This is a genomic window from Acerihabitans arboris, from assembly GCF_010131535.1.
Taxonomy (GTDB): Bacteria; Pseudomonadota; Gammaproteobacteria; order Enterobacterales; family Enterobacteriaceae; genus Acerihabitans; species Acerihabitans arboris.
Genome location: NZ_WUBS01000019.1, coordinates 43,642 through 63,994, shown reverse-complemented (window position 1 = coordinate 63,994; position 20,353 = coordinate 43,642). Strand labels below are relative to the sequence as shown.

The window sequence follows — 20,353 nt, the reverse complement described above, 5'->3', positions numbered from 1 at the left end:
TCCTTTACTGATGAGGAAGCACGGATAACGTCTTTTGCAGCGCCGAGGCATTGGGATAAAGCTGCCATCCCGCAGGCGCGGCATACTCCGTCCCGGCATCACCGTCACCGCCGATCTGGGACAACAACGCCAGTCCGTTGGGCTCAATCACCGCCTGATGGAAAAAATCAGCCAGTTGGGTTAACGTCAGCTGCCGCAGCGCCGCCACCACTTTAGCACGGGTATCGAAGGACGGGTTATCGCGCTCTATATCATCGGTATATTGCCCCACCTCTTCGGCCAGGGTTTGCGGCTGCTGGAGCAATTGGCTGATGATGCCTTGTTTATACTGCTCGAAATCCGCAGGCGCCAGCGCGCGCAGCCGCTGCTCCGCCTGCGGGAAAAACCCCTGGTAGCGTTGGTAAAGATAGGCGGGCTGGCGGGTGCCGCTTTGCAGCACAAACCCGATCCCGCCCTGGTCGCCGACAAATACCGGCACCATAAAGATGGCATATCCCAGCTGTTCCTGGGTCCTGAGCTGCTGGTAAAACCACGATTCCACGATCTGCGACAGCATATAGCCGTTGGCCATGCCCTGCGCCCGATCGTAACCGGTGGGGATATATACCGCGGACAGCGCGGCGTCCGAACTGCCGCCCCGTTTTTGTATCACCGCCAGCCGTGGCCCGGCGATCCGCACTTTGTCGGCGCGCCGCCACTGCGTGCCCGTCCAGCCTATCTGCTTTTTCAACCGAGCCGACAGGTCGATGACCTGTTGCCCGGTCATATTGCCCACCACCAGCATATCCAGCGCGGTGGGTTTGAACAGGGTCTCGCGATAATCGATCAGATCCTGCACCGTCATGCCGTCGATCAGCGCGCGCCGCTCATCCCGTTCCACATACGGCAGCGCCGACAGCACCTTGGCCGGGATCATCGCCTGCGCGTAGGGTTTTTCTTTTTCCGTGCCGTCCAGCTGTTCGCGATACCAGCTCTTGGCCTGTACCAGCTGGTCCACCGTAGGCGTAAACGTAGCGTAACGCTCCACCAGGCTGAGCACCAGCTGCGGCAGACGCTGGGTATACCCCGAGGCTTTGAGGGTCAGTCCGTCATTTTCATAGGTGGAGAAGCTGATGCCGCCCACATAAGCCTGATTGCTAAGCTCGGCCAGATCCTGGCTGGCGATGTAATCGTTCAGGGAATAGAGCACCTGGCTACGGGCGGAGGCCATGATGGCGGGATTACGGAAGTTCAGGGTGATATCCGCCCGCGGCTCGTCGGCAAAATACCGGCTGGGCATATAGCGCAGCCGCAGGCCCGGCTCGTCGATAAGCATTTGTGGATAAGCGGGAGCCGTCGTGGGTTTTATCAATGAAAAATCACTGGCAATATAAGGGTTGAGCGCCGGCAGCGACAGCCGGATGTGCTGGCGGGTCTGCCGCCATAACGTCAGTTGCTCCACCGGGATCTTCCCGACCTGGTAAGGCGCGTTGACAAAATAAGCGCTTTTATTATGCGGCTCGTCCGGGCTGATAAACCAGATGCGGGCATTGTCCGGCGTCATGCTGTCAAGACGTGCGGCGATGGCTTTTGGATCGTAGCGATCCGCCAGGTAGGAGGCGTCGAGCACATGCTGCACCGGTACCCTCAGCATGGCGTCCACCAGCCATTCGATATAATCCATATTGCGGGTAATGACCGGATAACGGAAATCCTGATCCAGCACATGGGCGATTTCATCAAAATATTGCCGCTGGATCCCCTGTTCGCGCAGGGTTTTCAGGTAACTGAAGATGGCCGCGACCACTTCGTCCCGTTGCCGGAGTCCCTTATCGCTCAGGGATGTGGCGATAGCGAACACCCCGCCGTTGCGATCGACCATGGGATCGGCGCCGGCGTCTATCGCATCCGCCAGCCCCTGTTTCTGTAACCAGTCCGCCAGGGTATTCGGGCTGCGGTTGCCGATCAGGTAACTGATATAGGTATCGCTTTTGCTGCGAAAAGCCTGGCTGTTATTGGCGATGGGAAATTCAATGCGCAGCATTTTCTGCGGCTGCACCGGCTGGTAATGGATCAGGACGCCGGTCTGTTCTTTGGTGACCGCCGGTACGGTTATCTCGGGGACGGCGGCATGACGGTTGGCCACGCGCCCGTAGCTATCGACCGCGATTTTCGCCAGCTCGGGCAACGGCCGGTTGCCGTAGATCACCGCCACCATCAGGTTGGCCGAATAGTAGCGATGATAAAACGCCTTCAGCGCCTGATGCAGGTTGCTGCCCGGCTTGTCGCGCAGGGTGTCGAGGTTGCCGCCGGAGAACCGGGAGCCAGGATGCGCGGGATTCATGGTTTCGGCGCGGATTTGCGCCATGCGTAAGCCGTCGTTGGCGCGGGCCATGGTTAATTCGGCATTGACCGCATGGCGCTCCTTGTCGGCATTGCCGGGATCCAGCAGGGGTTCGGCGATGGCGTCCGCCAGGCGATCGATGGCCGGTTCCAGGGCGTTGTTCTCGACCTCGAGGTAAAACGCGGTGCGGTAGGAGGCGGTGCTGGCATTATGATCGCCGCCGTGTTTTTTCAGGAATTCCGACAGATTTTCCGGCTGTGGGTATTTTTTCGATCCCATCAGGATCATATGTTCGAGATAATGAGCCAGGCCCAGTTGGTTATCGGGATTTTCCAGCGATCCCACCGGCACCGCGATGGCGGACAATGACTTGATCGCCTGCTTATCGCTGACCAGCAGTACCGTCATGCCGTTGGCCAGCCGGATGGCCTGGTACTGGCGCACGTCCTTGCTGCTTTTGCGGATGGTCTCTTTTATCGGTTGCCAACCGGCGGTAACTGCCCCGACCGGCTCAACGCTGAAAAAACACAGTAAAACAAAGCTGAACAACCCAACGACCAATCTACGCATTCCACTCTCCAACAACCCCTGAAGGGCCGGCCATGGCCTCTTCGCTTTAAACCACGATATGTAGACCGGCTATTGCCGGTTTTGTTAGCTTAACGTGCTTTTTTTTCCCCGTCGTGCTTTTTCCGCTTCCGCCAGGTTGCGGCTGAACGGAGGCAGCAGATAGGTTTGCGCCGCCAGGATAATTTCCCCGACGCGCTGCTGGTCCAGCTGCCGCATCAGCCGTTGCAGGTAGGGGTCCTGCCCCTCACCCGGCGTGTAACCGTCTCCCTGCCAGGCTTGCATCAGCTTATCGCGCGCCTGCAGCTGGCAGGACTCGCTCCAGTCGATGGCGCCGGTGTCGCGGTCATAGCTTTGATTCAGCCACGCGCCTCCGGCGCGGTTCAATAATAACAGCGGCGTGGCCATGCCCTGGCAATAGCCCGATACCAGCGCAAGCAAAAACGCTTTAGCCTGCTCCGGCGCCAGCGGAGCAAAACGCCACTGGCCCTTGGTGCCGAACATCCGGCTTTCGCCGCTGCCGCCCACGGCGCACCATGCCAGGTGCTCCAGCCACAGCGCCATGCCATCCTTCATCGATAAGACGCCCGGACGCCAGCGCAGCAGGCCGTCGCTTTGCACCTGGGGCAGCCAGCCGCTCAGTTCGGTATCGCCCAGCATCAGGCTTATCTCGATACTCTGCGCCCCGTCCCGGCGCTGTTCGCGCACCGTTTCAGCCAGCAGGGCCATTTCATCGCGCTGTTTGGCCCAATACAGTTCGCCGAAGGCGCCATAGGGCAGGTAACCGGCCGCCCGGAATGTGCGGTAGAGCCGGTCGGGATCCTCTTCGGCGATAAGCGTATTCAGCAGTTGGTCGTTAAGCTGATAGCGGTCCAGCCCTTCGACCACAAACGGCTCGTCCGCGACCAGTTCGGTTTCCTCCAGCCGGAAATATACCCCCAGTCGCTGCTGGAAATAGGCGCGCACCGGGTGGCCGTAAAAACGTTTCAAGGCATCAAATGCCAGCATGCCCACCGGCTGCGGGTCCAGCGGGCGGGTGAATTCGGGATGGGGCTTGCCGCCCGCGCTGGCGGCGGGCAGCCACTCGGCGGCGAAGCTTTGCTGTTCGGTATCATTGATAAAATTCTCGGCCGCGAACGGCATGCGGCTGTGCCATTGGCACAAATGCGCGCTGATCCGCGCGGCGCTGGTATCCACATCCGCCGTTTCATCACCGGGCAGATAAAAGCTTTGCGCGACATATTCGATCAATTCGCTGACCAGGACCGACGGATACCGCCGGCTGTTATCCTGGATCGACCTGCCGATAAAACTAATATAAAAGCGCTGCTGGGCCGATAGCAAGGCTTCCAGGAACAGGTAGCGGTCATCGTCGCGGCGGCTGCGATCGCCCCGCCTCGCCTGCCCGGCCATTAAATCGAACCCCATCGGCGGCAGCGAACGCGGATAAACGCCGTCGTTCATGCCCAGCAGGCACACCACCTTGAAGGGAATCGATCGCATGGGCATCAGCGTGCAGAAATTGATGGTGCCGGCCAGGAAACGCTGGCTGATGCGCTGCTGATCCAGCCGGGCGGACAATTCGTCACGCAGCAACGTCACCGGCAACGGCTCGTCATAGGACGCCTGCAGGCCGAATTGCAGGATCTGCCGCCACTGGGTTTCCAGCAGCGCCAGCGCGGCTTCGGTATCGCTGTCCGGCAGGAAAAAGTCCGCCGCCAGTTCCCGGCAGCAGGGCAGCCATCCTGACAAGGTGCGCGGTTCGCGCAGGATATCCCGCCAGCGGCGAAGCTGCGCCAATAATTCCGCCAGGTTGCCCACCAGCTCCGCAATCAGGCCGCTGGATTCGTCATAAGGCAGGATGCCGCCCCAGTCCCCGGCATGGCTGTCCATGGCGTACCCCAGCAGCATGCGGGTAAGCCCGAATTGCCAGGTATGCTGGCCGGTGGCGGGCAGCATCAGCTCGCGGATGTTATCGTCGTCCAGTCCCCAGCGGATGCCCGACTCGGCCACCCATTGCCGCAGCAGTTTCTGCCCGTCCTCATCAATTGAAAAACGCGCCGCCACCGCCGGGACCTCCAGCAGCGCCAGCACCTGCTCGGCGGCAAAGCGGCTTTGCGGTAACTCCAGCAGGGTGAGGAACGCCGGCAGCGCCGGATGGATATGGCGCGCGCGCCGATCGGAAATGGCAAACGGCAGGTAGCGCCCCGCGCCGACATTGCCGAATACCGCCTGGATAGCGGGCGTATAGCGATCGATATCCGCCACCATGACAATGATATCCCGGGGCGACAGATCGGGATCGTCGCCGATCATCGCCAGCAGCCGATCGTGCAGCACCTCGACTTCGCGCTGCGGGCTGTGGCAGACGTGCAGGCTCAGCGACCGGTCCGCCGGTTGCAGCAGGCGTTTTGCCCGGCTGTGCTCCAGGGTCTCGCGGGTCATGCCGACCACCGCGTGATCCTCCAGCTCCAGGATGTCGCGCTGCAGGGTCGATAGCAGGCCGTTGTCGGGCGGATCGACAAACGCATCCACTTCCTGCGCGCCCTCAAGCTGGGCCAATAGATACAGGTTATCGCGCCCTAGCTTGCCCCAGGAAGCCAGCAGGGGATTGCCGACCTGCTGCTCGCCCGCGTCGTTGAACAGCGCCGCGGCCTGCGCCGGCCGACGGAAAAGGTCCTGTTCGCGCGGCTCCTGGTAATGGGCGCGCTTGCGGTTTTGCAGTTTGGCCAGGAAGGCGTAGTCGCGGATATCGCCCCAATAATAACGGCAGGGGTTGGTGAACAGCAGATGGATGTCGATGTGCCGTCCCAGCGCCTGCAAAGCCTGCAGATAGGTGGGCGGCAAGGCGGAGATACCGCAGATAAAGACGCGCTCCGGCAGGCCCGGCGGGCAGTCGGTCGCCTGCTCGAGCGTCTGGATAAACCGCGTATAAAGATTGGCGCGGTGCCAGGGCGACTGCCCGGCCCGCCCGGTAAACGCCACCAGCGCCCGCCACAGCGGCGCCTGCCAGGCCTGGGCGTCGCCCAGATCCGCCACCCGTTCGCCGCGCTGCCAGCTTTCCAGCCAGTCCGGACGGAAAACCAGGTACTGATCGAAGAGATCCGCGATGCGCGCGGCAAACTGAAAGCATTTGCGCCGATCGCCGTCGTCCTGCAAATACTGGCAAATCACCTCAAATCCCGGTTGTTCGCAGAGCCCGGGCAGCAACGCCATCAGTTTCCAGGTCATGGCGTCCTTGGAAAAAGCGCTCTCCTCGGGAATATCCGGCAGCACGCGGGTAAACATTTGCCAGATAAAGCTGGCCGGCAAAGGAAACTCGATATTGGCGGCAATGCCGAAACGCGCCGCCAGCTCCATTTGCATCCACTGGGCCATGCCGGTGCTTTGCACCAGGATCACCTCCGGCTGGAACGGATCGCGCAGCGGCCGACCCTCGATCAGCGCGGCGGCCAGCGCTTTAAGCAAATCCAGCTGGTTTGAATGGTAAACCGTAAACATGCCGCCCCCGTTGCCTGCCCTTCCGGGCGTTATTCATGTCGACACTCTAGCGGGATCTACGCTGAAAACAAGCGTTGATCGGCCGTTATCAACCGCGTCGTCCTTGCCCCGCTGCGCTTCACCGGGCGCGCAAAACCATTCACCCAGCGTAACCCGTTGCCCGCGCGCGGTGCTTACCCCGGCGCTGACCCGCGCGCAGCCACCGCCCTGCGGCTGCGCGCTGAGATCAAGCCGCCAGCCGGCGGGCAGGACAAGGGTATCCGCCAACCGATCGCGCAACCCCGGCAGGCGATAGATCTCCAATGCCTGGTGGCTGAACGCCAGCGCCAGCCGGTACTGGCGCATATCCTCCTGGCGGTACGCCAGCCGTTGCAGGTACTGGAGCATGCACAGCGCCACCACTGAAAACAGCAGTACCGCCATCAGCGCTGCCGGCATGCCGTGCCCGCGCTGGCGTTGAGTCCTCATCACACCCCTTATAACACCCTGTCATGACATCAATTCATAACATAACGTTATGTATCCCCGGCGATCCTGGTTTAAGCCCTCATGCCAACCCCGGATGATAACGCGGCCCTCTCCCGGCCGGCCTTTATCCCGGAGGGTAGTCCAGCCAGCCGCCGGGCTGCGGCGTCAGGCACCACGGCGCGCGGTCGCCCCGCCCGAAATCCGCCCGGCGCGCCGTTACCCGCTGATACAGATACAGCGGCTCGGCCAGGCCGTCGCCGCTACCCTGGCCGCGCAGGATCCACCCGCCGGCCGCGCCGCCGGCCAGCAGGCAAGCCTGCAAGTCCTCTCCCGGAGGCTTCAGGCACTGCCCCGGCTCCCCCTGCCAGCGCTGGCTCGCGCCCCATGACAGAGCGGATTCAGCCTGATGGAAAGCGCTCAGATAACGCTGTTCATCACCGATCATTGCCAGGGAGGCATCCATAAACCGCTGCCACCCCGCCAGGGCCGCCAACCCGATAAATAGCACCGCCAGCAGCACCGCCAGGGATCCACTGCCCCGCTGCGCCTGGTTATTCATCCATTACGCCCAACCAGGATCCGGCTGGCCCGATACCCGATGTCCGGACGATCGCTTAAACATCCGAGCAGGGTAACCCGCCAGGCATTTAGCGCCACCGGTTCGAACCTGACCTGTTTTATTGTCAGCTGACGGGGATCGTGCATGTTCGCCCAACCCGGCTCGTTGCAATGCAGCGCGCCCCGCTGGGTTTCCAACGCGCCCCGGCGCAGGCGGTAACCAAAAGTCTCGTTGGCTAAACGGCCGCCCGGCGCCCTGGCATCGGTGGGATAAAAAGCATAACTGACAATAAGGCAGGAGTTTTCACGCTCGCCGCGCCGCTGCCCGAGAATGACGGCCGGCCGCGCGCAGGGCGTCTTGCAATGGCCGGCGCGGCGCAGGTCTTTTTCAATGACAAGCAGGCTGTGATCCAGCTGCCTCGCCAGCCTGGTCTGTTGCATGCCGCCGTGGCTTTGGCGATGCAATAGCGGTAAAAACCGCAGGCCGGCCAGCAGCAGCAGGGACATCACCGCCAGGGCGCATAAGGTTTCCACCAGGCTCGACCCGCGCTGTGCCCGGTTCAACATGGCGCGATGCCCGCCCAGCGGCCACGTTCGCCGCACATGCGTATCCGGCCTTTGCCCGAGAGGATTATCTTGATCCGCCCCGCCGGGTTGCTGAGCGTCAGGTGCGCCGGCGTGGCGGTATTGCGCAGGCCGGCCAGGATAAGGTAACCGGGCGCGGAAATATCCAGCCGGATATCGTCAGCGGCGGCATGCAGGCGCCAGGAAACGGCCGGACGGGGCGAAAAACGCAACTCCGTGGCGATGGCCAACGACCAGTCCAGGCCCGATTGTACCGTTATCCGGTAGTGATGATTGCCCCAGGCGGCATGACACTGCGAACGCTGCAGGAAATCCGCGACCTGGCGGGCGGCCTGATCCAGCCGGGCATGATGCTGGTAATGCCGCCAGGCGATGCCGCCGGAAAGCGTCAGGACCGCCGCCAGCGCCAGAACCAGCAGCATTTCAAGCAGGGTATATCCCTGCTGCGGGACGTTTGGGATTTTCATGGACCACAGGATAGCGGCTATCCATCCCGCCCCGCCAGCGGGTAAGGCGCAAAGTGCGGCAGGCCGCGAAAGGGATTTTGAGGAGGGGTGCAAACAGACAAAAAGGTGTGGGGAACATAGCAAAAATAAGGCCTTCCCCACGCCCAATGGCATGGAAGGCCCGCTAACACCGAGCCTAAACCCGGCGTCGGCCAAACATCAGATTGCCACCGGCGCCTTGATTGGCGGGTACGGGTCGTAGCCCTGGATATCGAAATCTTCAAACCGGTAGTCGAACAGCGAGGCGGGCTTGCGCTTGATCACCAGGCGCGGAAGTTCGCGCGGCTCGCGGGCCAGCTGCAGGTCGGCCTGTTCCAGATGATTGCTGTACAGATGGGTGTCACCCCCGGTCCAGACAAAATCGCCCACCTTCAGGTCGCACTGCTGCGCCACCATATGCATCAGCAATGCATAGCTGGCGATATTGAACGGCAGGCCGAGGAAGATATCGCACGAACGCTGGTACAACTGGCAGGATAAGGTGCCGTCGGCGACATAGAACTGGAACAGCGCATGGCAGGGCGCCAGCGCCATCTGGTCCAGCTCGCCCACGTTCCAGGCGGAAACGATAATGCGCCGGGAGTCGGGGTCCTGGCGCAACTGCTCGATAACCCGGCTCAGCTGATCGATATGACGGCCGTCCGCCGCGCCCCAGGCGCGCCATTGCTTGCCGTACACCGGACCGAGATTGCCGTTCTCATCCGCCCATTCGTCCCAAATGGACACGTTGTGTTCATGCAGGTAGTCCACCTGGGTGTCGCCGTTGAGGAACCACAGCAGTTCATAAATGATCGAACGCAGGTGACAGCGTTTGGTGGTCACCAGCGGAAAGCCCTGCTGCAGGTTGAAGCGCATCTGGTGGCCGAAAATCGATAACGTGCCGGTGCCGGTGCGATCGGCTTTAGGCGTGCCTTGGCTTCGTACCAGGCGCATCAGTTCCAAATACTGTTTCATGAGACCTCAGGACAGTTGTTGCTGTGGGCGGCGGCGATAAGCCCAGATAAACATAATCAGGCCGGCGATAATCATCGGCAACGACAGGATTTGCCCCATGCTGATCGCGTTGTCGAATAATCCGAGCTGCGCATCGGGCTGGCGGAAAAACTCCACGATGATGCGAAACGCGCCGTAACCCATCAGGAACAGGCCGGAGACGCTGCCCAACGGGCGCGGCCTGCGGATAAACAGGTTCAGGATGATAAACAGCACCACCCCTTCGAGCAGCAGTTCATAGACCTGCGAAGGATGGCGGGGCAATACGCCGTATTGATTGAACAGCGCCTGCCATTGCGGGTGCGACGGCAACAGGGCCAGGTCCTCGCCGCGCGAGCCGGGAAACAGCATGGCCCAGGGGGTATCCGTGGTCACCCGTCCCCACAGCTCGCCGTTGATAAAGTTGCCCAGGCGACCGGCGCCCAGGCCGAAGGGGATCATCGGCGCGATAAAATCCGCCACCTGGAAAAAGTGGCGCCTGGTGCGGTGGGCAAACCAGAACATGACGATGATGACGCCGATCAGGCCGCCATGAAACGACATGCCGCCGTCCCAGACCTTGAACAGATAGAGCGGATGGTCAAGGAACTGCGGCAGGTTGTAGAACAGCACATAACCGATACGTCCGCCCAGGAACACGCCCAGGAACCCCGCGTACAGCAGGTTCTCCACTTCCTCTTTGGTCCAGCCGCTGCCGGGCCGGTTGGCGCGGCGCACCGCCAGCCACATGGCAAATACAAAACCGACCAGGTACATAAGGCCGTACCAATGGAGCGACACCGGCCCCACTGAAAAGATCACCGGATCAAACTGAGGGAAGGCCAGATAATTCATTGTCATTCATCACCAAGATTTGTGTCATTTTCACCACGTCGTCGTGACGGGGCGGCAGGCGGTTCGGCCACGAAAGAAGCGTTGGGTCGCAATTTGCTTGGTTCGCGCGATGGGGCATATCATAACATAGCGCCATATTTTTCGCGGCGGGCCGGCGGAAAATTTACGTGCTTTCAATCTAGGATTCTCCGGGCCGCCGGCCTACCGGCCGCCGCGAATCAGGCCGCCCAGGCCGCGACGCTCCAGGAACGCCGCCACCTGATGGCGCACGTCGATGGCGTTTTGCGCCGTCAGCACCCGCTCGACCAGCGTAGCGGCATCGCCCAGCTCCACGTTGCGCAGCAGGTATTTGATGCGGGCGACGCTGCGTCCGTTCATGCTGAGGGTGCGATATCCCATGCCGGTCAGCAGCAGCGCGCCCATGGGATCGCCGGCCATTTCACCGCACAGGCTGCAATCAAGCCCGAGCAGCCGGCACTCGGTGACAATCTTCACCAACACCTGCAGCATGGCCGGATGCAGGCTGTCGTACATGGCCGCCACCCGCGTATTGTTGCGATCCACCGCCAGCAGATACTGGGTCAGGTCGTTGCTGCCCACCGAAACAAAATCGACCCGGTTGATCAGCAACGGCAGCATGAATACCATGGCGGGCACTTCAATCATCACGCCGATGCGCAGCGGCGGCAGCGCATAACCCAGCATCTCTTCCACCTCGCGTCCGGCGCGGTCGATAAGACGCCGCGCCTCGTCGATTTCATCGACGCTGGTGATCATCGGCAGCAGGATGCTGAGATTGCCGGTGGCCGCGTTGGCCCGCAGCATGGCGCGCACCTGGATCAGGAAAATTTCCGGCTGGTCGAGCGTAATGCGGATACCGCGCCAGCCCAGGCAGGGATTTTCTTCGTTGAGCGGCGCCATGTAGGGCAACTGCTTATCCGAACCGACATCCAGCGTGCGCAGCGTCACCGATTTTGCCGGGAACAGCTGCAGCATGCCCTGGTATTGCGCCACCTGCTCATCCTCGGACGGGAACCCGCTTTGCAGCATAAACGGGATTTCGGTGCGATAGAGACCGACGCCGTCCACGCGATTGCCCAACCGCTGTTCATGCTCGGCGCTCAGGCCGGCGTTAAGCATCACCTGGATCCGCTCGCCGCCCTTCATGGTCGCCGGCTGTTCCACGTCGTCTTCCGCCAGGCGGCTAAGCTGCTTTTCCTCGCTGATTAAGCGCTGGTATTCCTGCACCAGCACCGGCTCGGGATCCACCAGCAGCTCGCCCCGGTAGCCGTCCACCACCAATAGCCGCTGGTTGAGCAGCGCCGGCTGGATATCGGCGCCCATGACGGTCGGGATGCCCATGGCCCGCACCAGGATGGCGGCATGGGAATTGGCGGCGCCGTCCCTGACCACCACGCCCACCATTTTGTCCTGCGGCATTTCGGCCAGCAACGTGGCGCTCAGCTCATCGGCCACCAGGATAAAACGCGACGGCCAGGGCGTTTCGCCCTGGACATTGTCATCCAGATGGAATAACAGGCGCTGGCCGAGGGCGCGCAGATCGCCGGCGCGCTCGCGCATATAGCTGTCGTTAAGCTGGGCAAACTGCTCGGCGAACAGCTCGATAACCTGTTTTACCGCCCATTCCGCCATGGAGCCGGCATCGATTTGCGCGAACAGCTCGCGCTTTAACCGGGCATCGTTAAGCAAATGGGAGTAGAGGTCAAAAATGGCCGCGCTGTCTTTTTGCGCATTGGCGGTGAATTTTTTGCTAAAACGCCGGAACTCCGCCGCCGCCTCGCCGAGCGCGAAGGTCAGGCGCTCGCGCTCGCGCGCGCTGTCCAGCGACGAGGCCTGGAACACCTGCTCGAGCGAAGGCTGGCTGCTGTCGACCCATCCCTGCGCAATCGCCACGCCGGGCGCGGCGGCCAGGGCGCGGATTCGCGTCTGGCGGTACTGGCCGAACAGCGCGTTGAGCTGGGATTGGGACAGGATGCCGGCCATTTGGGTGGCCAGCGTTACCATAAAGGACTCTTCGCTTTCGTCGAACTGACGGTGCTCGCGCTGCTGCACCACCAGCACGCCCAACAGCTGGCGGCGATGGATAATCGGCACGCCGAGGAAGGAGCGGAAGCGCTCTTCTTTTACCGCCGGGATATATTGAAAGCTGGGATGATTATGGGCATCCGCCAGGTTGATGGGCTCGGCCAGGCGCCCCACCAGCCCGACGATCCCCTGGTCGAACGCCAGGGTAATGGTGCGCCCGCGCGGTTTTTTCAAACCACGCGTAGCCATCAGGTAATAACAGCGGCGATCGTTATCAGCCAGATAAACCGAACAGACTTCGGTATCCATTGCCAGACAGGTTTCATTAACCAGAATTTCCAGCGTATCCGACAAACGCGGCGCAGCAGCGACCTTTTCAACGATTTCCCGCAAGCGCGTGAGCATGTTCTGCGTGGCTTAGCCCCTCTTCCGTCTGTAGCCTGGGGGAGTCCGTTGCACAGGTATGTCCTGCAACGGCATGACAATAGTGGAAAATTCTTTCATTACCCGGCGGTAAACGTCCCGTTTAAAGGAAACCACCTGGCGCACCGGGTACCAGAAACTGACCCAGCGCCAGCCGTCAAATTCAGGAGTGCCCCCCCGCTGCATATTGATATCGGCATCCGGGCACATGAGCTGTAGCAGAAACCACTTTTGCTTCTGGCCGATACAGACCGGTTTCGTGTCCCAGCGAACCAGACGCTTCGGCAGCTTGTAACGCAGCCAGTTGCGGGTGGAGGCCAGTATACGCACATCCTTGCGGCTCAGTCCGACCTCTTCATACAGTTCACGGTACATGGCCTGCTCGGCGGTTTCGCCCGGGTTGATGCCGCCCTGGGGAAACTGCCATGAGTGCTGCCCATATCTCCTGGCCCATACAACCTGCCCATCACGATTACAGATCACAATACCAACATTCGGGCGGTAGCCATCATCATCGATCACCGGACTACCTCGATTACATAAAATGCAAGATAGCCTGATTGTTTCACACTCGCTCAATACGGTAAACCACTGCTTTTAAGGAATGTCCGACTTCCAGGACGGCGAATGGCGTCCGGATGCGGCATTGTTATCAACAGCCGATGATAACCGCCGCGGGTTTTATTCACTTTTTCTGTGGATAGATATGTGCAGAACACTGGATTAAAGGGGGAAAACTTTTGGCCTGGAGCGCGCCACGCAAATTGCCGCCTGAAAAAAGATAAATGTTTTCAAGTTGCTATAGCCGGTTTATCCAGTCAAAAGGATCAGGCGGGATCCGCTGTTCCACCGATGACGATCGATAAGGTCAAAAAGCAGGCGATGATGGTTTTATCCACAATTAATGGTATTAAACACCGTAAAAAATGTACAAACCAGCAAAAAAAGGGGGCGTCAAGGCTGTGGATAGTGACAGTAGTGCCAGTTTATTAGGTTTATCCCATAGTTCTGTGGATAACATGGTGTAAGATCCTGTTCATTGTTGTCCGCTTCAGGTGCACAACCTGTCGCGTGCCGGCGGCAAAAAGTATGCGCTAACTAAAAAAGGGTGTTAAATCATGCTATTATTATTGGCCGATAATTAATTTTTCATCTAAGGCCTGGCGGCCTTGGCGGTCGGTTATTTTTTAAACAGCGCGCGGACAACAGCTTATGACCCTACCCATCGTCTCAACCCCCATTCCCCCGCCAGGGGATGAAATCGAGCTATTGGCCCGCGCCAGCGCCCTGGCGGGCTATAATCTCGGTGAGCTGGCGGCGCACGCGGGGCTGGTGCTGCCGGCCGACCTGAAGCGCGACAAGGGCTGGATTGGCGTCCTGCTGGAGCGTTACCTGGGCGCCAGCGCGGGCAGCAAACCGGAGCAGGATTTTGCCGCCATCGGGGTGGAGCTGAAAACCATTCCGGTCGACAGCCGCGGCCGGCCGTTGGAAACCACCTTTGTCTGCGTGGCGCCGCTGACCGGCAACAGCGGCGTCACCTGGGAAACCAGCCATGTCAGGTACAAGCTGGCCAGGGTGCTGTGGATCCCGGTTGAAGGCGCGCGGGAGATTCCCCTGACCCGGCGCCGCATCGGCACCCCGCTGTTGTGGAGTCCCAGCCCTGAAGAAGAGTTGCTGTTGCAAAACGATTGGGAAGAATTAATGGATTTAATCGTGCTGGGCCGGGTGGAGCATATTACCGCCCGCCACGGCGAGGTGCTGCAGCTCAGGCCGAAGGCCGCCAACAGCCGGGCGTTGACCAAGGCTACCGGTGAGTTCGGCCAGCCGATCATGACCTTGCCGCGCGGGTTTTACCTTAAAAAAACCTTTACCGGACCGATGTTGGCCCGGCATTTCCTGGTCTGAGTGCATTTTTCCTTGCCTGCCGCCCTTTGGACCTGTTTATAATATTCGTTTAAGTTTCGTTTACATTTAGGTAATGGATCATAATGTTTGATTGGATCGTGGATCCCGACGCCTGGCTGGCGCTGGGGACACTGACTATTCTGGAAATCGTCCTTGGCATTGATAATATCATTTTTCTCTCCCTGGTCGTCGCCAAGCTGCCCCCGGCACAACGCAACAAAGCCCGCCGTATCGGCCTGTTCGGCGCCATGGTCATGCGGCTTTGCCTGCTGGCGTCCATTTCATGGGTCATTCGCCTGACCTATCCGCTGTTTACCGTGCTTGATACCCAGGTGTCGATTCGCGACCTGATTTTACTGCTGGGGGGCCTGTTCCTGATCTGGAAATCCTGTCGGGAAATCCACCAGGCGCTGGAGGGCGGCGAAGCCGAACAAAGCGCCAACGTCAGCTCGTTTTTCGGCGCCATCATGCAAATCATGTTGCTGGATATTATCTTCAGCCTGGATTCGGTGATCACCGCGGTCGGCCTGTCCAATCATCTGTTTATCATGATGGCGGCGGTGGTGATTGCCGTCGGCGTCATGATGTTCGCCGCACGCCCGATAGGGGAGTTTGTCGCCCACCATCCTTCGGTCAAGATGCTGGCGCTGGCGTTCCTGATTTTAATCGGCTTCACTTTGATACTTGAAAGCGTTGATGTTCATGTGCCTAAGGGCTACATTTATTTTGCGATGTTTTTCTCAATGGGTGTCGAAGCGCTGAACCTTCTCAGGAATAAGAAAGTCAGCCGCGCCCGCCGCAATGGCCCCAATACTTAACATGGATATAACATGAAAAAATATTTGGCAATCGTAGCGGCGGTTTTACTCACCGCCATGCTGTCGGGCTGCGCCAGCAATTATGTGATGGCGACCAAGGACGGCCGGATGATTTTGACCCAGGGCAAACCGGAAGTGGATAAGACCACCGGCCTGATTCGTTATACCGACGAACAGGGCAACGAAATGCAGATTAACGGCAATGATGTATCGCAGATGATCGAACGCTGATCGCTCGTCAATTGTCGATTAAACTCCCCTGCCCGCCCATTTTGCGCTTTTCCCCGCAGCCTGGCTTGGTTATAGTCTGATCGGGCGGCGCCCGTTGACGCCTGATCTTTTCAGACACTAAGGAACAAGCCCCAATGCATTATCACCGTATTCCCCATAGTTCACTTGAAGTCAGCGTACTGGGTTTGGGCACCATGACCTTCGGTGAGCAAAATACGCAGGCCGATGCCCATGCGCAACTGGATCACGCCGTTGCCGCCGGGGTGAATCTTATCGACACGGCTGAGATGTATCCGGTACCGCCGCGTCCCGAAACGCAGGGGCTGACGGAAACCTATATCGGCAATTGGCTGAAACAGCGCGGCCAGCGGGAAAAAATCATCCTGGCGAGCAAGGTGGCCGGGCCGTCGCGCGGCAACGATGCCGGCATCCGGCCGCAGCAAATACTGGATCGCAAGAATATCCGCATGGCGCTGGACGCCAGCCTGCAGCGGCTGAACACCGATTATCTCGATCTTTACCAGGTGCACTGGCCGCAGCGCGCCACCAACTGTTTCGGCAAGCTGAATTATCAGTACACCGATGAAAAACTGGCGGTGACCATACTTGAAACGCTGGAAGCCCTGGCCGAACAGGTGCGCGCGGGGAAAATCCGCTATCTCGGCATCTCCAACGAAACGCCCTGGGGCGCCATGCGTTATCTGCAGTTGGCCGAGAAGCACGATCTGCCGCGCATCGTCACGGTGCAAAATCCCTATAGCCTGCTGAACCGCAGTTTCGAAGTGGGCATGGCGGAAATCAGCCAGTTTGAAGGGCTGGAGCTGCTGGCCTATTCCAGCCTGGCCTTCGGCACGCTGACCGGTAAATATCTCAACGGCGCCAAACCGGCGGGCGCGCGCAACACCTTGTTCAGCCGTTTTACGCGCTACAGCTCGCCCCACACCCAGCAGGCGATTGCCGAATACGTGGCGCTGGCGCAGCGTTATAGCCTGGATCCCGCGCAGATGGCGCTGGCGTTCGTGCGCCAACAGCCGTTTGTGGCGTCAACCCTGCTGGGGGCAACCTCGCTGGCGCAGCTGCAGACCAACCTGGACAGCCTGGACGTGACCCTGGACGCCGAAATTATCGGCGAACTGGAAAAGATCCATCAGCGCTTTACCATTCCGGCCCCCTGACCATGCGGGACGGCGGCACCCCATATCCGGCCCGGGCGGCCGGATAGCGGATTCAGCGCACGGTTTTACCGTTGCGGGTGGTCAGCCACAGCAAGCCGATCGCCGACGCGAACAACACGCCAAAACCCACGCCGATAATGACGGCCGGCACGTCCAGCCTGACCACCAGCGAATACAATCCCAGCATCAGCAACATCGCGATATTCTCGCCGAAATTCTGCACCGCAATCGCATTGCCGGCGCCCACGCTCTCTTTGCCGCGCTGTTGCAGCAGGGCATTGAGCGGCACGATAAAAAAGCCGCCCAGAATGCCAATCAGCGCCAACAGCAGATAGGACGGCAGCAGATGATGCTGCAGGCACAGCGCCACCACCACCACGCCCATCAGGATGCCGGCCGGCATGCAGCGCCGCACCGTCTCAAGCGTCACCAGCCTGGCCGCGGCGGCGGCGCCGAAGACAATGCCCACCGCCACCATGGCGTTGAGCGTGGTGGGCGTTGCGTTATCGTTAATCCCCAGCGCCACCGGCACCCAGAGCACCAGCAGGAAACGCAGCGTCACCCCGGCTCCCCAGAACAGGCTGGTGCCGATCAGTGAAAAGCGGGTATAGCCGTCATGCCAGAGCTGGCCACAGGCTTTGCTGAAATGGCCCACCATGCGCGCCGGATGCCATGAGCTGTCGCGCCGCGCCGGGGCCAGCCGCGGGATAAACAGGTTCGCCACCACCGCCACGCCATAGGTCAGGGCGCATACCGCCAGCGCCGTGATCAGGTGCCAGTCGGCCAGGACTCCGCCGGCCACGGAGCCGGTCAGGATAGCGGCGATGGTCGAGGCCTCAATCAGCCCGTTGGCCTTGACCAGTTGCCCGCCCTGCGTCAGTTCTCCCAGGATACCGTATTTGGCCGGGGAATACGCCGCGGCGCCGATGCCCACCAGGCAATAACCGACAAACGGATTAAACCCAAAACAAACCAGCAGCGCGCCGGCCAGCTTAAAGGTATTGGCCACCATCATTACCCGGCCTTTGGCAAAATTGTCGGCGAATTGGCCGACAAAAGGCGCCAGCACGATATAGGCGGCGACGAACAGCATTTGCAGCACCGGCTGGCTCCACTCCGGGTACTGTTGCTGTTTAATCAGCGCCAGGGTGGCGAACAGCAGCGCATTATCGCCGAACGCGGAAAAAAACTGGGCGGACATCACCGCCAGCATCGGTCGGGATAATAAGCCGGTCGAGGTTATTTCGAACTGATTCATCCCTTGGACTCCGGGGCTTCCGCCATCTTTCGCAATGCAACAAAATCGGGTTTGCCGCTGCCGAGCAGCGGCAGCGCGTCGATGTGCCGGATATCGCGCGGCACGTAAATTTCCGTAATGCCGTCCTGGCGGGCCTGTTGCAACAGCCGATCCCGGGTCAGTCCGGCATCGGTGGTAAACAGCACCAGGCCTTCGCCTTTGGTATTGTCGCTTTTGGCGGAGGCGCCGTGCCGGGCGTCAGGCGATACCCTGGATGCCAGTTGCTCGACGCTTTCCAGCGACACCATTTCGCCGGCCAGCTTGGCAAAGCGTTTTACCCGGCCCTGGATGACGCAGAACCCCTGTGCGTCCAGGGTGACGATATCGCCGGTGTCGTACCAGCCCTCTTCCCGCACGCCCTGCGCGTTGTCGGCGGCCGGGGTTTCCAGCACGCCGGGATGCTCCACCCGCAGGTAGCCGCGCATGATATTGGGGCCGCGCAGCTGTAGCTGGCCGCCCTGTTCAATGCCCGGCACCGTGATGACCCGCGCCTGCATGCCGGGCAGGATCTGCCCGACGGTATGCGTCTTCGCCGCCAGCGGAACGTTAATCGCCACCACCGGCGCGCATTCCGTAACGCCATACCCCTCGAGGATGCGGATGCCGAACTTCTCCTGCCACAGCAGCCGGGTGTTTTCCGACAGTTTTTCCGCCCCGGCGACCACATAACGCACCCGGGCAAAATCATACTGATGGGCCAGCCGGCCGTACTGCGCCAGGAAGGTCGAGGTGCCGAACAGCACGGTGCAGTTCTGGTCGTAGACCAGCTCGGGGATGATGCGGTAGTGCAGCGGGCTGGGGTAGAGCAATACCCGCGCCCCGGTCAGCAACGGGGTCAGCAGCCCGACGGTAAGGCCGAACGCATGAAACAGCGGCAGCGCCGACATGAATTTGTCGCGCGGGGTAAAATCGGCCACCGAGCGGATTTGCTCGATATTGGCCAGAATACCGTCATGGGAGTGAACCACGCCTTTCGGGGTGCCTTCCGAACCGGAGGTAAACAGCACCAGCGCGCTGTCGCCTGGTCGCCGCGCCGCCTCCGCGCGGGCCGGGAACACTAAATGGCCGAGGATCCAGAGCTTGTCCGCAAGCGTCACGGTGTCTTTCAGATCTTCCAGGTAGACCCAGCGCGCCCCGGTCACCTGTTCCGGCAGGCCGGTCAGCTTCGCTTTGTCCAGGAACTGGCGCGAGCTGACGATGGTGGTGATGGCGGCGGCTTTCAGGGCGTTGTTGATGCCGTTGGCGCCGGAGGTATAGTTCAGCAGCGCGGGGATACGGCCGCGCAGGCCGGCGCCGAGGATGGCGGCGGCGGTGATGGTGGCGTTGGGCAGCAGCAGGCCGACGTGCTCGCCCCGGGCGGTAAAGCGCTCCAGTATCCGGCTGACGCCGAAGATTTTTTTCAATAATCCGCGATAGCTGTCCGCGCTAAAGGCAATGTCCTCGATGCAGGGCTTGCCGGCGCCATAACGGCGCGACGCCGCCAGCAGCGCCTGGTAGAGGGTTTGCCGGGGCCGGGAAGCCATGCGCGCCTCCATCATGATGCGATGGAGTTTTTCACCGGCCAGCCGGCGGCGATCGCGCGCCCTGGGCGCCTCCGGCATCGGCAGGGAAACCGGGCTTTGCAGGTGAATGGTGATTTTCGGAAACCAATGGCGCTTGATAATGCCGCCCATGCGGCTGAACGGCGTCAGCTCCGGCCCGTCCAGCCATACCGGCACTACCGTCGCGCCCGAGCGGGACGCCACGAACGCCGCGCCGTCATAGATTTTCATCAGCGATCCGGTGACCGAAATCCGGCCCTCCGGGAAGACGACTATCGGCCGGCCGCTGCCGACATACCTGATAAGCTGTTTAATGCTCAGCGGCTTGGTGGGGTCGAGCGGCAAGATATCCACATAACGTTTTACCACGCGCATATACCACACGTCGGTAATAGTGGCGTAAATGGCGAATACCGGTTTCACCGGCAGAAACAGCGCCAGCAGGATACCGTCCATAAAGGAAACATGATTCGGGGTAATCATGACCTTGGGCTGTTGCAACACCAGCGTATCACCGACCAGTTCCACCCGGTAAAGCAGCCGGAACAGCCGGCGCAACAGGGAAAAAAGCATACCATCTCC

The 20,353-nt window shown here is 60.6% G+C and carries 17 protein-coding genes; 5 read left to right on the top strand and 12 right to left on the bottom strand.

The genetic code is table 11. The features are described from left to right. Nucleotides 1-4 precede the first annotated feature (4 nt). From ptrA to rppH, 10 genes are all read right to left on the bottom strand, one after another. On the bottom strand, nucleotides 5-2,893 hold the full coding sequence (gene ptrA, locus GRH90_RS22600; RefSeq protein WP_162368237.1) for a pitrilysin: 2,889 nt from the start codon (nucleotides 2,891-2,893) through the stop codon (nucleotides 5-7). Nucleotides 2,894-2,977: 84 nt separating this feature from the next. Continuing rightward, nucleotides 2,978-6,391 (bottom strand): exodeoxyribonuclease V subunit gamma, encoded by a 3,414-nt coding sequence (gene recC / locus GRH90_RS22595; RefSeq protein WP_162368236.1) that lies wholly within the window; start codon nucleotides 6,389-6,391, stop codon nucleotides 2,978-2,980. Nucleotides 6,392-6,424: 33 nt separating this feature from the next. Continuing rightward, the gene (locus GRH90_RS22590) at nucleotides 6,425-6,859 is read right to left on the bottom strand and encodes a prepilin-type N-terminal cleavage/methylation domain-containing protein (RefSeq protein ID WP_162368235.1); all 435 of its coding nucleotides are present in this window, start codon (nucleotides 6,857-6,859) and stop codon (nucleotides 6,425-6,427) included. 124 nt (nucleotides 6,860-6,983) lie between these two features. Then, nucleotides 6,984-7,418: a DUF2509 family protein gene (locus GRH90_RS22585; RefSeq protein WP_162368234.1), complete on the bottom strand. Its 435-nt coding sequence runs from the start codon at nucleotides 7,416-7,418 to the stop codon at nucleotides 6,984-6,986. Then, entirely contained in the window at nucleotides 7,415-7,984 is a 570-nt protein-coding gene (locus GRH90_RS22580; RefSeq protein ID WP_162368233.1) for a prepilin peptidase-dependent protein, read from the bottom strand. The genes GRH90_RS22585 and GRH90_RS22580 overlap by 4 nt, the downstream gene beginning before the upstream one ends. Further along, nucleotides 7,978-8,469, bottom strand: a complete 492-nt coding sequence (locus tag GRH90_RS22575) for a prepilin-type N-terminal cleavage/methylation domain-containing protein (protein WP_162368232.1) — start codon at nucleotides 8,467-8,469, stop codon at nucleotides 7,978-7,980. The genes GRH90_RS22580 and GRH90_RS22575 overlap by 7 nt, the downstream gene beginning before the upstream one ends. Nucleotides 8,470-8,667: 198 nt before the next feature. After that, on the bottom strand, nucleotides 8,668-9,462 hold the full coding sequence (thyA, locus tag GRH90_RS22570; protein WP_162368231.1) for a thymidylate synthase: 795 nt from the start codon (nucleotides 9,460-9,462) through the stop codon (nucleotides 8,668-8,670). A 6-nt stretch (nucleotides 9,463-9,468) separates the two neighbouring features. After that, on the bottom strand, nucleotides 9,469-10,341 hold the full coding sequence (lgt, locus tag GRH90_RS22565; RefSeq protein ID WP_162368230.1) for a prolipoprotein diacylglyceryl transferase: 873 nt from the start codon (nucleotides 10,339-10,341) through the stop codon (nucleotides 9,469-9,471). Nucleotides 10,342-10,536: 195 nt separating this feature from the next. Beyond that, entirely contained in the window at nucleotides 10,537-12,786 is a 2,250-nt protein-coding gene (gene ptsP / locus GRH90_RS22560; protein ID WP_162368229.1) for a phosphoenolpyruvate--protein phosphotransferase, read from the bottom strand. A gap of 12 nt (nucleotides 12,787-12,798) precedes the next feature. Then, nucleotides 12,799-13,326 (bottom strand): RNA pyrophosphohydrolase, encoded by a 528-nt coding sequence (gene rppH / locus GRH90_RS22555; protein WP_162368228.1) that lies wholly within the window; start codon nucleotides 13,324-13,326, stop codon nucleotides 12,799-12,801. Nucleotides 13,327-13,512: 186 nt separating this feature from the next. Between rppH and GRH90_RS22550 the strand changes: the two genes are divergently transcribed. The 5 genes from GRH90_RS22550 (at nucleotide 13,513) to GRH90_RS22530 (ending at nucleotide 16,933) form a co-directional block, all read left to right on the top strand. Then, on the top strand, nucleotides 13,513-13,797 hold the full coding sequence (locus GRH90_RS22550) for a hypothetical protein (RefSeq protein ID WP_162368227.1): 285 nt from the start codon (nucleotides 13,513-13,515) through the stop codon (nucleotides 13,795-13,797). A 219-nt stretch (nucleotides 13,798-14,016) separates the two neighbouring features. Continuing rightward, on the top strand, nucleotides 14,017-14,709 hold the full coding sequence (mutH, locus tag GRH90_RS22545) for a DNA mismatch repair endonuclease MutH (protein WP_162368226.1): 693 nt from the start codon (nucleotides 14,017-14,019) through the stop codon (nucleotides 14,707-14,709). A gap of 83 nt (nucleotides 14,710-14,792) precedes the next feature. Further along, entirely contained in the window at nucleotides 14,793-15,527 is a 735-nt protein-coding gene (locus GRH90_RS22540; RefSeq protein ID WP_162368225.1) for a TerC family protein, read from the top strand. A gap of 12 nt (nucleotides 15,528-15,539) precedes the next feature. After that, nucleotides 15,540-15,758 (top strand): YgdI/YgdR family lipoprotein, encoded by a 219-nt coding sequence (locus GRH90_RS22535; RefSeq protein WP_162368224.1) that lies wholly within the window; start codon nucleotides 15,540-15,542, stop codon nucleotides 15,756-15,758. A gap of 134 nt (nucleotides 15,759-15,892) precedes the next feature. Next, nucleotides 15,893-16,933 (top strand): NADP(H)-dependent aldo-keto reductase, encoded by a 1,041-nt coding sequence (locus tag GRH90_RS22530; protein ID WP_162368223.1) that lies wholly within the window; start codon nucleotides 15,893-15,895, stop codon nucleotides 16,931-16,933. A gap of 52 nt (nucleotides 16,934-16,985) precedes the next feature. Here GRH90_RS22530 and lplT read toward each other — a convergent pair whose 3' ends face one another. Further along, nucleotides 16,986-18,191, bottom strand: coding sequence for a lysophospholipid transporter LplT (lplT, locus tag GRH90_RS22525; RefSeq protein ID WP_162368222.1), 1,206 nt, complete (start codon nucleotides 18,189-18,191; stop codon nucleotides 16,986-16,988). After that, nucleotides 18,188-20,344 (bottom strand): bifunctional acyl-ACP--phospholipid O-acyltransferase/long-chain-fatty-acid--ACP ligase, encoded by a 2,157-nt coding sequence (gene aas / locus GRH90_RS22520; protein WP_162368221.1) that lies wholly within the window; start codon nucleotides 20,342-20,344, stop codon nucleotides 18,188-18,190. The genes lplT and aas overlap by 4 nt, the downstream gene beginning before the upstream one ends. Between the last annotated feature and the right edge of the window lie 9 nt (nucleotides 20,345-20,353).